At 53.8% G+C, this 14,624-nt stretch carries 14 protein-coding genes and 1 tRNA gene; 7 read left to right on the top strand and 8 right to left on the bottom strand.

The window, feature by feature from the left end; genetic code table 11:
* Positions 1 to 55: 55 nt before the first annotated feature.
* Positions 56 to 4,606: a glutamate synthase large subunit gene (gene gltB, locus J4E05_RS12585; RefSeq protein ID WP_085586984.1), complete on the bottom strand. Its 4,551-nt coding sequence runs from the start codon at positions 4,604 to 4,606 to the stop codon at positions 56 to 58.
* 30 nt (positions 4,607 to 4,636) lie between these two features.
* A complete protein-coding gene (locus tag J4E05_RS12580; protein ID WP_349596059.1) occupies positions 4,637 to 6,067 on the bottom strand; it encodes an NAD(P)-dependent oxidoreductase in 1,431 nt (476 codons plus the stop codon).
* Positions 6,068 to 6,332: 265 nt separating this feature from the next.
* Between J4E05_RS12580 and J4E05_RS12575 the strand changes: the two genes are divergently transcribed.
* Positions 6,333 to 7,163 carry an undecaprenyl-diphosphate phosphatase gene (locus J4E05_RS12575; protein WP_085586983.1) on the top strand — a complete coding sequence of 277 codons (831 nt, stop codon included), beginning with the start codon at positions 6,333 to 6,335 and terminating at the stop codon, positions 7,161 to 7,163.
* A 136-nt stretch (positions 7,164 to 7,299) separates the two neighbouring features.
* On the opposite strand, the gene J4E05_RS12570 is transcribed toward J4E05_RS12575, so the two are convergent.
* Positions 7,300 to 7,653, bottom strand: a complete 354-nt coding sequence (locus J4E05_RS12570) for a VOC family protein (RefSeq protein WP_349596056.1) — start codon at positions 7,651 to 7,653, stop codon at positions 7,300 to 7,302.
* Positions 7,654 to 7,773: 120 nt separating this feature from the next.
* Between J4E05_RS12570 and J4E05_RS12565 the strand changes: the two genes are divergently transcribed.
* From J4E05_RS12565 to J4E05_RS12555, 3 genes are read left to right on the top strand one after another with little or no spacing between them, the layout of a single operon-like run.
* Positions 7,774 to 8,091, top strand: a complete 318-nt coding sequence (locus J4E05_RS12565) for an ArsR/SmtB family transcription factor (RefSeq protein WP_349596053.1) — start codon at positions 7,774 to 7,776, stop codon at positions 8,089 to 8,091.
* The gene (locus J4E05_RS12560) at positions 8,088 to 8,444 is read left to right on the top strand and encodes an SRPBCC family protein (protein ID WP_349596050.1); all 357 of its coding nucleotides are present in this window, start codon (positions 8,088 to 8,090) and stop codon (positions 8,442 to 8,444) included. The genes J4E05_RS12565 and J4E05_RS12560 overlap by 4 nt, the downstream gene beginning before the upstream one ends.
* 38 nt (positions 8,445 to 8,482) lie before the next feature.
* The gene (locus tag J4E05_RS12555; RefSeq protein ID WP_349596047.1) at positions 8,483 to 9,109 is read left to right on the top strand and encodes an ATP-dependent Clp protease proteolytic subunit; all 627 of its coding nucleotides are present in this window, start codon (positions 8,483 to 8,485) and stop codon (positions 9,107 to 9,109) included.
* A gap of 122 nt (positions 9,110 to 9,231) precedes the next feature.
* Here the strand turns inward: J4E05_RS12555 and J4E05_RS12550 are convergent, their stop codons facing one another.
* The 3 genes from J4E05_RS12550 to J4E05_RS12540 form a co-directional block, all read right to left on the bottom strand.
* On the bottom strand, positions 9,232 to 9,507 hold the full coding sequence (locus J4E05_RS12550; RefSeq protein WP_085586978.1) for a DUF3572 domain-containing protein: 276 nt from the start codon (positions 9,505 to 9,507) through the stop codon (positions 9,232 to 9,234).
* A gap of 9 nt (positions 9,508 to 9,516) precedes the next feature.
* Positions 9,517 to 9,909 carry a phosphatidylethanolamine N-methyltransferase family domain-containing protein gene (locus J4E05_RS12545; RefSeq protein WP_085586977.1) on the bottom strand — a complete coding sequence of 131 codons (393 nt, stop codon included), beginning with the start codon at positions 9,907 to 9,909 and terminating at the stop codon, positions 9,517 to 9,519.
* A 529-nt stretch (positions 9,910 to 10,438) separates the two neighbouring features.
* A tRNA-Leu gene (locus J4E05_RS12540) sits at positions 10,439 to 10,527 on the bottom strand.
* A 262-nt stretch (positions 10,528 to 10,789) separates the two neighbouring features.
* Between J4E05_RS12540 and J4E05_RS12535 the strand changes: the two genes are divergently transcribed.
* The 3 genes from J4E05_RS12535 to J4E05_RS12525 all read left to right on the top strand — a co-directional run bounded on the left by J4E05_RS12535 (position 10,790) and on the right by J4E05_RS12525 (position 13,329).
* Complete coding sequence (locus J4E05_RS12535; RefSeq protein ID WP_085586976.1) at positions 10,790 to 12,181, top strand: autotransporter domain-containing protein; 1,392 nt, start codon at positions 10,790 to 10,792, stop codon at positions 12,179 to 12,181.
* Positions 12,182 to 12,331: 150 nt separating this feature from the next.
* On the top strand, positions 12,332 to 13,042 hold the full coding sequence (bluB, locus tag J4E05_RS12530; RefSeq protein ID WP_349596042.1) for a 5,6-dimethylbenzimidazole synthase: 711 nt from the start codon (positions 12,332 to 12,334) through the stop codon (positions 13,040 to 13,042).
* 38 nt (positions 13,043 to 13,080) lie between these two features.
* Complete coding sequence (locus tag J4E05_RS12525) at positions 13,081 to 13,329, top strand: hypothetical protein (protein WP_349596039.1); 249 nt, start codon at positions 13,081 to 13,083, stop codon at positions 13,327 to 13,329.
* Positions 13,330 to 13,384: 55 nt separating this feature from the next.
* Here the strand turns inward: J4E05_RS12525 and J4E05_RS12520 are convergent, their stop codons facing one another.
* Together J4E05_RS12520 and J4E05_RS12515 are read right to left on the bottom strand one after the other, a co-directional pair.
* Entirely contained in the window at positions 13,385 to 13,720 is a 336-nt protein-coding gene (locus J4E05_RS12520; protein ID WP_349596036.1) for a hypothetical protein, read from the bottom strand.
* Positions 13,721 to 13,776: 56 nt separating this feature from the next.
* Positions 13,777 to 14,526 (bottom strand): competence/damage-inducible protein A, encoded by a 750-nt coding sequence (locus J4E05_RS12515; RefSeq protein ID WP_085587238.1) that lies wholly within the window; start codon positions 14,524 to 14,526, stop codon positions 13,777 to 13,779.
* Between the last annotated feature and the right edge of the window lie 98 nt (positions 14,527 to 14,624).

Below are 14,624 nucleotides of genomic sequence, written 5' to 3'. Positions count from 1 at the left end.
GTTGGTTTGTCCGGGTGTTTGGACAAGGGAGCTTACGCAAGCTGCGTGATCGTAATCACGCAGTTGCCTGGTCTTCGCTCTGGGAGCGAATGGGGTTTTCCAGCTTGTCGACGATTTCCTTTGGCACAACCTGCCAGAAGTGCCCGCGCTCGCGATCCCAGTTATCAAGGAGGTTGCGGGCGAAACCACTATCGGTTTCAGCAACATGCTCCTCGATCAGGCTGCGGCACAGATCGTCCCAATGCGGGGTTTCAATACGTTGATACAAAACCGAACTGTCATTGACGACATCGCCAAAATTATTGTTACGGTCATAGATAAAGGCCATGCCACCGGTCATGCCAGCGCCAAAGTTTTCGCCAACTTCGCCAAGGATAACAGCCGTTCCGCCGGTCATATATTCACAACCGTTTGAACCACATCCTTCAACCACCACCGTGGCACCGGAGTTACGAACACAGAAACGTTCGCCCGCCTGACCCGCTGCAAACAGCTTGCCCGCCGTTGCACCGTAAAGGACGGTATTGCCAATGATGGTGTTTTCGTTGGTCTTAAGCGAGCTTGACGGACGCGGACGCAGAACAATGGTGCCGCCCGAAAGGCCCTTGGCAACATAGTCGTTGGCATCGCCGTGAACTTCGATTTTAAGACCCTGAACCGAAAACGCGCCCAGTGACTGACCGGCCGAACCACGCAAACGCACATGCAAATGGCCGGGTTTCAGGCCAAACATGCCGTATTTCTGCGTGATCAGGCTGGAAATGCGGGTGCCGATGGCACGCTGCGTATTTTGAATATTATACTGCAGCTGCATTTTTTCGCCGTCATCCAGCAACGGACGGGCATCCTTGATCATTTGCGCATCAAGGGTATCAGGCACTTCGTTGCGGCCTTCGGTGGTGCAGTAACGCGGGTGCCCTGCCGCATCGGCCTGGGCCAAAAGCGGGTTCAGGTCAAGGTCAACAAGGTCCTTTGCACCACGGTGAACCTGCTGAAGCAGATCCGAACGGCCAATCACATCCTGCAGGTTGTCATAACCCAGTTCTGCCAGCACATCCTTGACCTCTTCGGCCATGAAGGTGAACAGGTTGACCAGTTTGTCGGCCGTACCATTAAACTTGGCACGCAGGGCCGGGTCCTGGGTACAAACGCCGACCGGGCAGGTGTTGGAATGGCACTGACGCACCATGATACAACCAAGAGCAATCAGCGATGCCGTACCGATACCGAATTCTTCGGCACCCAGCATGGCACCAATCACAACGTCGCGGCCGGTTTTAAAACCACCATCGACGCGCAGCTTCACGCGGTGACGCAGGTTATTGAGTGTGAGAACCTGGTTAACTTCCGACAGGCCCATTTCCCACGGAATACCGGCATATTTGATCGAGGTTTGCGGGCTTGCCCCCGTACCGCCATCATAACCGGAAATCAGGATCACATCGGCCTTTGCCTTGGCAACACCCGCGGCAATCGTGCCCACGCCCGACCGCGACACCAGCTTCACGCACACGCGGCAGCGCGGATTGATCTGCTTAAGGTCGTAAATCAGCTGGGCGAGGTCTTCGATTGAATAGATGTCGTGATGCGGCGGCGGTGAAATAAGGGTCACACCCGGCGTCGCATGACGCAGCTGGGCAATTTCGACCGTCACCTTAAAGCCAGGCAACTGCCCACCTTCGCCCGGTTTTGCCCCCTGGGCGACCTTGATCTGAATTTCTTCGCAGTTATTCAGATATTCCGCCGTCACACCAAAGCGACCCGATGCCACCTGCTTGATCGATGAACGGGCATTGTCGCCGTTGGAACGCGGACGGAAACGCTCGCGCGATTCCCCGCCTTCACCAGAGTTGGACTTTGCCCCAATCCGGTTCATGGCAATTGCCAGGGCTTCGTGGGTTTCAGTTGAAAGGGCACCATGCGACATACCAGGCGTTACAAAACGCTTGCGAATTTGCGTGATGCTTTCAACTTCTTCCTGATGCACCGGCTTGCGGTCCCGGCGGAAATCGAGCAAATCGCGCAGATGCAGCGGTTCGCGCTGACGCAGGCCTTCGCTAAACTTGCGGAACGTATTGTAGCTGCCTGTTGTAACAGCAGACTGCAAGGTATGGATCAGCGGGCCGGTCCACACATGGCGTTCACCGCTGCGACGATATTTATACAAACCACCAACCGGCAGGCTGACAACATTACCGGCAAAGGCGTCCTTGTGCTGGGCAATCGTGCGGCGCTGAATACCCTGAAGGCCAATGCCCGAAATGCGCGACGGCATACCCGGGAAGAATTCAGCCACCAGCGAGCGCGAAAGGCCGATGCTTTCAAAGTTATAGCCACCACGATAGGAACTGATGATCGAAATGCCCATTTTGGACATGATCTTAAGCAGGCCCTGATCAATTGCGGTTTTAAAGCGCTGCATGATTTCGGCGGTGCTGTGGATGTTCGGGAACAGGCCACGAGCATAACGGTCCAGCAAGCCTTCCTGGGCCAGATAGGCGTTAACCGTGGTCGCACCCACACCAATCAACACGGCGAAGTAATGCACATCCATGCATTCAGCCGACCGTACGTTCAGCGAAATATAGGTCCGAAGCGAGTTTTTGACCAAAAAGCTGTGAACGCCCCCAACAGCAAGCACCATCGGAATGGCAGCATGGTTTGCATCAATGCGTTCATCGGTCAAAATCACGTGCAAGGCACCGCCGCGCACGGCTTCTTCGGCTTCTTTCTGGATGCGGGTAATCGCATCGCGCAGCGCAGACGGACCAGCGCCAATGTCGAACGTGGTATCGATTTCAACAGCACTGTCGCCCATATAGTCGCGCATGGCGTCATATTCGCCAGTCGTCAGAACCGGGCTGTCAAGCTGCAACAGGTCGCACTGGCTTTCGTCTTCTTCGAGAATATTGCCAAGGTTGCCAAGGCGCGTTTTCAAGCTCATGACGCGGGCTTCGCGCAAGCTGTCGATCGGCGGGTTAGTGACCTGTGCGAAATTCTGACGGAAGAAATGATGCATGCCACGATAACGATCCGACAGGATCGCAAGCGGGGTATCATCGCCCATCGATCCAATCGCTTCCTTGGCGTCTTCGGCCATCGGATGCAGGATCAGTTCAAGGTCTTCATGCGACAGGCCCATTGCCTTTTGCATCCGCAAAAGGTGTTCCTTGTTAAAATTGGCCGGTTCGGATTTTTCCGGCGATACCAGGTCATCAAGAACCTTGGTCCGGCCGACCCATTTCGACCAGTCACGGCGATGTGCCAGTTTATCTTTCAGTTCGGTATCGTGGTAGAGCTTGCCTTCTTCAAGGTTAACCGCAATCATCTGGCCCGGCCCAAGGCGGCCTTTTTCAACGCAGCTTTCCTCGTCGATATGCACCATGCCGGTTTCCGAACCGGCAATCAGCAAACCGTTGCCGGTCACGGCATAACGCAGCGGCCGCAGGCCGTTACGGTCCGTACCGCCCAAAAGCCATTTGCCGCCATAAGCCGCAAGCGCTGCCGGGCCATCCCACGGTTCCATCACCGCGTTGCAATAGGCGTAAAGGTTTTTATAGCTGTCCGGCGTGGTCGCTTTTTTCGACCATGCTTCGGGCACCATCATGGTTTTCACCATCGGCAGGTCACGACCGGCACGCACCATCAATTCAAACACGGCGTCAAGGGCGGCGGAGTCTGATGATCCGGGTTGAATAACCGGTTTAACGTCTTCGATCGTATCAGAAAATGCTTCGTTACCCATGCGGGCTTCGTGGCTTTTCATCCAGTTGACGTTGCCGCGCAGCGTGTTGATTTCGCCGTTATGGGCCAAAACACGGAACGGCTGCGCCAGCGGCCAGCTGGGGAACGTATTGGTCGAATACCGCTGGTGATAGACGCAGAAATTTGACGTAAAGCGTTCGTCACGCAGATCAGGGTAAAAAATGTCGATCTGTTCGGCCAGGAACATGCCCTTGTAAATAATCGAACGGCACGACAGCGAGCAGATATAAAAATCCTTGATCGATTCCGTCATTACCGCTTTTTCAATACGGCGACGAATAACGTAAAGATCAACTTCGAACTGTTCTTCGTCGATGGTGGCAAGGCCCCCGACCAGAACCTGTTCGATTTCCGGGCGGGTTGCGTTGGCTTTTTCACCAATCACCGACACATTAACCGGCACCTGGCGCCAGCCAAGAATCGAATAGCCCATTTTCAGGATTTCGGTTTCCACAATCGCACGGCAACGTTCCTGTGCCGCCATGTCGATACGCGGCAGAAAAACCTGACCCACGGCAATCATGGAATCCGGGGCTTCCTGATTGATCAGCTTGAGATGGGCTTTAAAAAAGTCCTGCGGCACCTGAAGGTGAATACCAGCACCATCGCCGGTTTTACCATCGGCATCGACAGCCCCGCGATGCCAGATCGATTTCAAGGCTTCGATACCGGCTTCGACGACTTCACGGCGCGGTTTGCCATCAATGGCGCCAATCAGGCCAACGCCGCAACTGCTGTGTTCGTCATCCACGTCATACAGGCCGTTTGCCGACAAATGTTCGGCGTTACGCTCGAACCGGGCGATTTCTTCGGCACCGTGACCTTTGATAATTTCATTCATGGCTTTGTTCTCCAAAATGCGGCGGCGGGCTTAGGCGGCTGCTTCTTTCCGCGCCAGCAAATATTCGTCAATGCGATCAGCGGCATCGCGACCATCACGGATCGCCCAAACCACCAGCGACGCACCCCGTGCGATGTCACCGGCGGCAAAAACGCCATCCAGATTGGTCATCATCGAACGGAAATCGATCTTCACGGTACCCCAGCGTGAAACACCCAGTTCCGGGGCTTCAAACAGGGTCGGCAGGTCTTCGGGTTCAAAGCCAAGGGCCAGGATCGCCATGTCGGCTTCCATCGTATAGCTGGAATCCTCGATTACTTCCGGGCTTTGGCGGCCACCGGCATCGGGTGCGCCCAGGCGCATTTTAACGGCCCGCACACCATTTATCTTGTCATCACCAACAAAGGCTTCCGGGTTGGTTAACCAGACAAATTCAACACCTTCTTCCTCGGCATTGGCCACTTCGCGCTGGGAGCCGGGCATATTGGCACGGTCACGACGATACAGACATTTGACCGACTTGGCACCCTGGCGAACAGCCGTACGCACACAGTCCATCGCGGTATCACCGCCACCAACAACCACAACATGCTTGTCTTTGGCATTCAGCGTACCATCGTCATAGGCTGGCACGGCATCGCCCAAACCCTGACGGTTCGATGTGGTCAGATATTCCAGTGCCGGATAGATATTTTTCAAGCCAACGCCTGGCACCTTAAGGTCACGTGCCTTGTAAACACCGGTCGCAATCAGAACGCTGTCGTGCTCGCGGCGCAATTCTTCAAGCGAGGCATCGCGCCCGACTTCAAAATTGGTGTGCATGACGATGCCAGCTTCTTCAAGCAACTTGATCCGGCGTGCAACAATGTGTTTTTCCAGTTTGAAACCGGGAATACCATATACCAGCAAACCGCCCATACGGTCGTAACGATCATAGATATGAACGTCATAGCCTTTAAGGCGCAACTGTTCAGCTGCCGCCATACCAGCAGGACCACCACCGATAATACCAACCGACAGGCCGTTTTCCTGCCCGGGCACCGGTGCCTTGACCCAGCCGTTTTCAAAGGCGGTGTCGGTAATGTATTTTTCAACTGACCCGATCGTCACCGCCCCGTGGGTGGATTGTTCGATCACGCAATTACCTTCGCACAGGCGATCCTGCGGGCAAATACGGCCCGTGATTTCGGGCAGGTTATTGGTCGCCGAGGAAATGGCATAGGCTTCTTCCATCCGCCCTTCCGTGGTCAGGCGCAACCAGTCGGGAATATTATTATAAAGCGGGCAATGGGCCTGACAGAACGGCACGCCGCACTGCGAACAACGCGCGGCCTGATCGGCCGCAGCATCAGGTTCGAAGTCGGCATAAATCTCATCGAAGTCTGTCCGACGCTCAGCGGCTTCACGCTTTTGCGGATATTTTTGTTCAAGATGAACAAACTTGAGCATCTTTTCTGTCATTGAGGCCCCCAAAAAGGCTGTTTTGTTGCGGGAGTGGCCCTTTATATACCTGCGCCAGAAAAGAGAATCCAGCACAAAATGCACCATAGGTCAACAATACTGACCAATTTAACAAAAAGCCCTGACGGCGCCTAGGGTTTTATGGCAATTTTTCGGCGTCTTAAAAGTTTAATTAGTACCGAAATGGTACTAATTCAGTTATTCGCCTAGAGAAAACAAGCTGCTATAAGCAAATTTCCCTTCAAAAATCAGCACCGAGGCAGGTGTGACTCTTCAGCACATAATTCTCCTTGCAGTCGTTCAGGGTATCACTGAATTCCTGCCCATCAGTTCTTCCGGCCATCTTGTTCTGACACCCGCAATCACCGGCGCCGCCGACCAAGGCTTGCTGCTGGATGTTTCGGTGCATGTTGGAACCCTTCTGGCTGTTTTGATCTATTTCTGGCGCGACGTCCTTGCGATGATTATCGGCTTTTTCCGCCTGTTTACCGGGCGGATGACACCGGGTGCGCGCATGGCACTGCATATTGTGGTGGCGACCATTCCGGTGGTTGCTGTCGGCTTTTATCTTAAACAGTCCGGCATCGAGGAACAGATGCGGTCGGTCGAAATCATCGCCTGGACCACGCTTGTTTTCGGCATCCTCCTGTGGTTTGCCGACAAGGTCGGCATGACGATCAACCGGATCGAACATATGGGATGGGCCGGATCCATTTTTATTGGTCTGGCCCAGGTCATCGCCCTTGTTCCAGGTGTCAGCCGATCGGGCATCACCATGACAGCCGCCCGCTTGATGAGCTACGAACGCTCGGATGCGGCGCAATTTTCGATGCTAATGTCGATTCCTGTCATCATGGGGGCCGGGCTTTTGGCCGGGCTGGATTTGCATAAAGCCGGCAATATGGAACTTAACCGCGAAGTTCTTATGGCGATTGGCTTTTCCTTCATTACCGCACTGATCACAATTGCGGTTCTGATGTCGTGGCTTAAACGTGCCAGCTTCACGCCCTTTGCCATTTACCGGATCATTCTGGGGATTGCGCTGCTGGTGTGGGTCTATGGTTATGACACCGCCCCGCTGGGAACGCTGTTTTAACATCCCCTTGCGGTCGTTGATTTTGGAACGTTGATCGTAAAGGTGCGACTCCGAATGGGTCGCGCCTTTTTCTTATGCCCGTGCTGATGCGCCCATCACAGGCCACCGTACTTTTCGGCCCGGCCTGCAACATGGGTCAGGCTTTGTGCGCCAGAACATTCACCAGCCTGCCAAATGGATCGCGCACGAAAAAGCGCCGTACCCCCCATTCCTCGTCGACCGGCCCGTATTCCAGATCGATACCAGCGGCACGCATCCGCGTTTCGGCGGCGGCAATATCATCCACCTCAATAGACAGATCAGGCACCGGCGTACCGGCACCGCCCTGGCTGGCAATGCTAAGTTGCACCGACATTTTAACATCGTTGCCAAATGTAACGATCCAGCCATGATCCATCATAATATCAAGCCCCAGCACATCGCGATAAAACGCCGCGGCCTTTGCTGTGTCAGGGCTGGCGATGTTGGCAACGATACGCTTTACCTGCATGCCCGATACTCCTTTCCTTACCCAAACCGTTAAAGACAGCTTACATGCAAACCATGCAGCCGCGGCAACAATACACAAAATCGCTTGATCAAACACATAAGTACGTGCTTATGTGTTTGCATGATAGAAAATAACATCTTCAAAGCCCTTGCCGACCCCACCCGGCGCACAATTTTTGAAAAACTGGCAACGGCCCCGCGCATGAATGCCAGCACCTTGCGCACGGGCATGGAAATTAGCCAGCCCGCCATGTCACAGCACCTTGCTGTTTTACGGCAGGCCAAACTGATCCGCGAAGATCGACAGGGGCGCTTTGTCTATTACGAAGTTGACCCGGAAGGATTTGGGGTCATCGCGCAGTGGGTGGCAAAATATCGCACCTATTGGCCCGAACGTATTGATGCCCTGAAGGCGACCCTAAAGGACATGGACCAATGACAAACGAAAAGAACCATGCGCCCATTAAAACGTTGGTGCAGGAATACACACTTGATGCCCCGCGTGAAAAAGTCTGGCGGGCAATCACCATTCCCGCTTTTCGCGAAAACTGGTTACCGCAGGAAACCCTTCGCGACGCTGCGCCATCGGCGGTTATTCCCGGGCAGGAGGTAACCTATAAAATGCAGGATACCGAACCGCCCTTTTTTGAAAGCACGGTGACATTTCGCCTTTCAGACACTGATAACGGCGAAACCAACCTTCTGATTATCCATAAACTAACCGATCCGAAGGTTCGTGGTATCACAAAGGCGGCAAACACCAACACCCCTCCCTTGATGCGCGCTGCCTGAAATCCGTTCTGCCATTTCGAACAAACAGGAGTTCGCCAATGCGCGACATGATGCAACTCGTCCCGATGGTTGTTGAACAATCAAGCCGTGGGGAACGTTCATTTGATATCTATTCACGGCTGTTGCGCGAAAGAATCATCTTTCTGAATGGCGAGGTCAACGACACCATATCGTCACTGGTTTGCGCGCAATTACTGTTTCTGGAATCCGAAAACTCGAAAAAACCGATCCATCTTTATATCAATTCGCCCGGGGGCGTGGTTACCAGCGGTCTCGCCATGTATGACACCATGCGCTACATCCAGTCTCCGGTTCATACCCTTTGCATGGGAACGGCCCGTTCAATGGGGTCTTTTCTGCTGATGGCAGGCGAACCGGGCCATCGGGCTGCCTTGCCCAATGCCAGCCTGCATGTGCATCAACCCCTGGGCGGGTTTCAGGGCCAGGCATCGGACATTCTGATCCATGCCGAAGAAATGCGTAAAACCAAACATCGCATGATCACACTTTACGCCCGCCACTGCGGACGCAGCTATGAAGAGGTCGAACAAACCCTTGATCGCGACCGTTTCATGACGGCAGAACAGGCACTGGAATGGGGGTTGATCGACCAGATTCTGGCCCATCGCGGCGCCAACGACCAGGACGACACACCGCACGTTTAAAACTGATCCCAAACATCACAGAACTTAAAACGCGCGGCGGCCCGTCAAACACAGGCCGCACGCCCTACACCTGTCCTGTACAAACACCCCAAACAAGCAGGAACGCCGCCCCACGCGGGGCATTAATCCTGCCAGATCGGCCCGCCAGAAAGAATGATATGGGCTTTGGCTGGCATATCGGGCGGGCAATCAATGGCATCGACCAGACGCATTAAAAACGGTTCATGCGACAGCAAAAATTCCAGCACGCCGCGCTGCACATCGACATTGCCAAGCCCTGCACGTAAATCGTTTAAGTCCATACCGGTTTGCATCAGCAGGCCTTGCAACAATTCCTCGTCACCCGCAACAAAGGCAATCGCCTGAATAGCCAGGGTTTCGGCCGCGTCGTTATTCATTATTTTCGCCTATTTCAACCAGTTGGCCTTCGACAAGGCCCGCCACATTACCAAACCTGCCACCAGTATAATCCCGGCAGCGACAAAGCCCAAGCGGCTTCCCGCCAGTAAAACCAGCCCCCAGAACCCGATGGTGCCAAACCCGATTGCCAAACTTAAAAAAGCAGCTTTCGCCAGACTATCATGGCTTTTCTGGGCGGCCTCGGCCCGTTTGATTTCGTCAACCACCTCATACCAGGCCAGTTGTTGCCAGCGGTTATATTTCAAACCGCTTTTGGGGCCTTTGCGCAAAAACTCGTCAAGCTGTCGCACCACGTTATTGGCACGCTCCTCGGGGGCAACATATTTACCGAATCGTTCTTTTTTGCGTGGCTGGTCGTCGTCACTATCACTCGTACTCACGTCACTAACCCTGTCGTCGTCCCCAAACAATGCCGCACAGTGACCGGCAACGCATTTACATCCGGTAAATCTGCCTCATTTACCAAACCGGCAATTGCAACTTTCGGCCTGCATTCCTATCTGATAAATTCAGTTATGCAGGCTGATGTATCGTCGCTCTGCCCCATGAAAACCCCTGGTGATCATGGGATGTGGTTCGGGAAACAATTGATCGCCCCGACACGACCACCTGCCAACCGGATGATGCTGGTTTACCAGCCCGGTCAAACTGCCAAGTTGCTTGGCAAACAATAATGTACGGCAGGTATTTTAGGGAAGAAACAGCCACATTGGCAGGGTTAACTCACCCGCCGACGGGCTGGTTTTGTGTGTCTGACTGGCACAGAAACCGTAATTTCGCCCCGCACGAGACAATGATTTTGGGATGACAAAAAAGGATTTCTGGCAAATTTTCGTTGCGAATCGACTTTGCAATGCAACACGAACTGCAAAACGAGGCTGAAAACTGTAATTCCGGAAGGAGGGAATATGGTGCGGGCGGCCGGACTTGAACCGGCAAGGTCTGTTAGGACCGGCGGATTTTAAGTCCGCTGCGTATACCAATTTCGCCACGCCCGCAAGAACTTGGCAGAAACGTCCGGAGCCAATCACCCCAAAGACAGGACAGGTTTCTAGCGCGGCTTTGACGATGACGCAACATTCTATTGCAGGGATTTATAATTCGGTAACTCCCCTGCGCTATCACCAAATGGGGACACGAAGGTTTTTCAAGGCCTGACAGCCCCATAAAATACGCAATTTTCGCCGTTAGCTGTTGGGCAACGGCGAATGAAAAGGGCGGCAAAACGCCGCGAAACCGCGACAAGAGAAACAAAAAACAATGAAACTGCGCTGGAGCATCATAGCCATCGGCACAGCCTGCATTGGCGTTTCCACCCTGCCGCCAGACAGGGTTATTCCGCCGTGGATCACGCACGCCCATGCCGCACAGGACAAATATCTACGCACCAGCGAATCGCCTATTCTGCGCACCGAAACCATGACCCGGTCCAAAAACCGGCTTGGTCACCTTGACCGGCTTTCTGACCGGCTCGATGGCAACTTTGTTACCAACACGTTGCAACCCCTGTTTCTTGACGGCAGCATCGCCCCCCAGGACCAACCCGCCGATGCCCTGGCGATGGGAACCGACGTTGCATCGCAAATAGAAAGCTATAGCGGGCGCGATGCCCTGGGGTCGCTTGCCGAACGCATTGATTTTGACAGTGCTAACGGGTCTTTTCCAACCCAGGACCGCGCCACCGAGCGCGCCATAAGCATATGGGTCCATGGCACCCGGCAAAGCATTGATAACCGCGTTACCCGTGACGGCTTCAACCCGGGCCTTAATGGCGACGTCATTGCGGTGGATACCGGCGTTGATTACCGCATCGATACATCTACCATTGTTGGCATTGCCCTTGGCTGGGGCAGCACGGCAAGTGATATTGCCGCCCGGCAAACCCTGTATCGGGAAAACAACGTTACCTTTTCCCCCTATTTTCTAACGCGCATGACCGACTGGTTAAAACTGAATGGCAGCCTGGGCATTGGCAGCAGCGACATCACGCGCACCGGCCTTTCAAGCAGCTATGAAAATACCAGTTCCAGCATGACCTATTCCGGGTCGGTCGGGTTTGACGCTGAACAAAATCTGGGGCAAACGCCGCTTAGCCTGCGATTAAGCGGCAACCTAATCAGCGCACGCGAATCCTATGGCAAACATTTTACCCCCAACGGGGAAATTGTATCGGGCCATGTCGCGACATCGACCCTGTTTGATTCCGAAGCCGAGGCGCGCTATCGCATCGAAATGGGCGACCATACCCTGACCCCGTTCATGGGTGAAAACCAAACCATGTCGGTATTGAATGAAGGGTTTGGCCAGGACCAGACCCGACGTTATTTCTCCGGCACGGATTATAATTATTCACCGCTAAGCCTGAATGCGTCGCTGGAGGCCTTTCGTGAATTCAGCCCCGATGATGAACCCTATGAAGGGGTGAAGGGCGAATTGCGCTTTTCAACAGTCTTGCCGCGCGATTACGGCACCTTGCAGCCATTCGTTAATACCGAACGCGACAGCGATGCGGTTAAGGTTGGCGGCGGGATTGACCATTACTGGACCGAGTTTTCCGGCCATGTCGGCCTTGAAATCAATCAGACTGTCACCTTTGATCAGACCGACAAGGACCCGTTATCGGGGTTGCTAACGCTTAGTTTCAACATGTAGTCGGTTTTGCCTGTCCTGTCGGGCATTATAATATTTGCCTTTATGTAAAATGCGGCAAAACCGGCAACAAATGTGAACTGATTGCTTCTATTTGGGCGCAAAAGCCCCTAGGGTGCGGATAGATTTATTTCAGCGTGCCAGGCCACAAACATGACCCAGACCGACGACACCCAGCCCCCGGCAAGCAACAGCATTTCGCAAGCACCAAAAGGCAGTGATAATTTGACACCGCCGGTGTTTGACCATGCCTTTCAGCAGCAATTCATTGATTTGCTGTTATGGCGCCGCGATGTGCGGCGGTTTCGCACCGACCCGCTGCCCAAAGACGATATTGACGGCTTAATTGCCGAGGCCTGCCTGGCACCGTCTGTGGGAAATTGCCAGCCGTGGCGGTTTGTAAAGGTCAATGCCCCCGAACGACGCAAGGCAATACGCGACAGTTTTGAACGCGCCAACCAGCAGGCCTTAAACGATTATCACGGCGAACGTGCCCGGCTTTACGCGTCGTTAAAATTGCAGGGGATGGACCAGGCCCCGGTGCAGCTTGCCGTTTTCGCCGACGAGGAAACCGAGGCCGGCATGGGACTGGGCCGCAAAACCATGCCTGAAATGCTTGATTATTCCGCCGTTGCCGCTGTTCAGCTGTTATGGCTGGCGGCACGGGTAAAAGGCATTGGTGTTGGCTGGGTCAGCATTTTGGAACCCAAAACAGTACAACAGGTGCTTGAGGTGCCCGAACATTGGCGTCTTATCGCCTATTTGTGCATTGGCTATCCCGAGGAAGACCATGTGGTGCCCGAACTGGTTCGTCATGGTTGGCAGGACCGGATAGACCCGCAAGATCTAACCCTGGAACGCTAGAACATGTTTCGTAAAATAAAATATCAGGGAATACCAGTATGACAGCCGACCCGGCGGGGCAAAAACAGCCTGAAGCACAAGAGAAAAAACTGTCAAACGGCCATTATTTCAAGATCATGGGCTATTTGCTCACCGCATGCTGGGTGGGCTATATCGTGGTCATCACCAATGGCAATACCAGCGATCCGATGTTTGATTACATCTTTTCCGTACCATTGGTGTGCTGGATTATCGGCATGGTGATTGCGCATTTCGTGCGTAAAAAAAACAAGGCCGATCGCCCCTAACACCTGCAGCCTTTAGGCGCAGAACACAAGGTGCAACCATGTTTTTGATGGCGCGTTAATTCGCGCCATCGTCATTTCTATGATGGCGGCGTTCGTCATCGTAATCATCATTGTCGGAAAAACCACCCAGCAGCATCACCCCTGCCCCCATGCTGATGCCGCCAAACGTGATGAACAAACCAAAAAACAGCAAAAAGATAAAAACCAGCGTATCGCGCGAGGCATTGGCCAGCGTCCAGATGCCGCCAATATCGAAATACAGTGCCAAAACACTAAATACGACCGACCCCACCCCGCCATACATCAAATGCGTCAGCATGAATTTGATGATTTTCCATTCATCGCCGGGTTTTTGCGGCGGGGTCGTGTCGGAATTTACCTGTTCGCGCATTACCAAGGGCCTTTCTGGTCACTGGGCGGGTAACGCGGGCAAAAATTACGACGCGATTAATCAGCAACAACCTCGCGTCCAAAACCGATAATCGCATCGGTAATCCGCTGGATCGCCGCATCCACATCGGCCTGTTCTTCGCCGCGCACCACCAATGTGGTCCCAAGTTTTCCTTCGCGCAAGAACGGATAGGACCCTATATCAGTATTTTTGAATTCATCCTGGATTTTACCCAGAACCTCGGCAATCATCCCTTCGGGAATATACCCGCCGACCGAGCCTGACAGCATGGGTTTGCCGCCGACCAATTGATGTTTGATCCCCTGAAACATCGCCTGCATGATCATGGGGACGCCCGCCATGACATAAACATTTTCCATGCGATATCCCGGTGCCTTGCTAACCGGGTTTTCCACCAGTTCGGCCCCACGCGGGATACGCGCCATACGCAGGCGGGCTTCGTTCAAATCAACATCGGGATTGGCGTAATTGCTACGCAGCATTTTAACGGCTTCATCGTTTAAATCCAGCGGCACGCCAAACGCTGCGGCCATGCAATCGGATGTAATATCGTCATGGGTCGGCCCGATGCCACCGGTGGTAAACACATAATCAAATTTTGCCCGACATTCATTAACGGTATCGATAATGGTTTGAGCAATATCAGGAATCACGCGGGTTTCAGCCAGGCGCACGCCCAGCTCGTTAAGTTGCTCGGCCAGATAAGGCAGGTTTTTATCGTGGGTGCGGCCCGAAAGAATTTCGTTGCCAATAATCAACAGGCAGGCGCGAACAGTTTTGGACATTACACCCTCGTATTTTAAAATAAATCGCCCACCGGGACCGGCACGCGCCGAAATGCACATAGACACCAGCCAGCGTTTTCGCCAGCCGCATCAATGCC

It is taken from the genome of Thalassospira sp. NFXS8 (genome assembly GCF_040148805.1).
Lineage (GTDB): Bacteria > Pseudomonadota > Alphaproteobacteria > Rhodospirillales > Thalassospiraceae > Thalassospira.
The sequence above is the reverse complement of the archived record's forward strand: the minus strand, read 5'-3'. Positions and strand labels throughout refer to the sequence as shown.

Excerpts from the sequence above, each read along its gene's own strand:
- J4E05_RS12580 (WP_349596059.1), bottom strand. The coding sequence starts at position 6,067 with ATGACAGAAAAGATGCTCAAGTTTGTTCATCTTGAACAAAAATATCCG.
- J4E05_RS12565 (WP_349596053.1), top strand. The coding sequence starts at position 7,774 with ATGATAGAAAATAACATCTTCAAAGCCCTTGCCGACCCCACCCGGCGC.
- gltB (WP_085586984.1), bottom strand. The coding sequence starts at position 4,606 with ATGAATGAAATTATCAAAGGTCACGGTGCCGAAGAAATCGCCCGGTTC.
- J4E05_RS12570 (WP_349596056.1), bottom strand. The coding sequence starts at position 7,653 with ATGCAGGTAAAGCGTATCGTTGCCAACATCGCCAGCCCTGACACAGCA.
- J4E05_RS12535 (WP_085586976.1), top strand. The coding sequence starts at position 10,790 with ATGAAACTGCGCTGGAGCATCATAGCCATCGGCACAGCCTGCATTGGC.
- J4E05_RS12520 (WP_349596036.1), bottom strand. The coding sequence starts at position 13,720 with ATGCGCGAACAGGTAAATTCCGACACGACCCCGCCGCAAAAACCCGGC.
- J4E05_RS12560 (WP_349596050.1), top strand. The coding sequence starts at position 8,088 with ATGACAAACGAAAAGAACCATGCGCCCATTAAAACGTTGGTGCAGGAA.
- J4E05_RS12515 (WP_085587238.1), bottom strand. The coding sequence starts at position 14,526 with ATGTCCAAAACTGTTCGCGCCTGCCTGTTGATTATTGGCAACGAAATT.
- J4E05_RS12550 (WP_085586978.1), bottom strand. The coding sequence starts at position 9,507 with ATGAATAACGACGCGGCCGAAACCCTGGCTATTCAGGCGATTGCCTTT.
- bluB (WP_349596042.1), top strand. The coding sequence starts at position 12,332 with ATGACCCAGACCGACGACACCCAGCCCCCGGCAAGCAACAGCATTTCG.
- J4E05_RS12555 (WP_349596047.1), top strand. The coding sequence starts at position 8,483 with ATGCGCGACATGATGCAACTCGTCCCGATGGTTGTTGAACAATCAAGC.
- J4E05_RS12525 (WP_349596039.1), top strand. The coding sequence starts at position 13,081 with ATGACAGCCGACCCGGCGGGGCAAAAACAGCCTGAAGCACAAGAGAAA.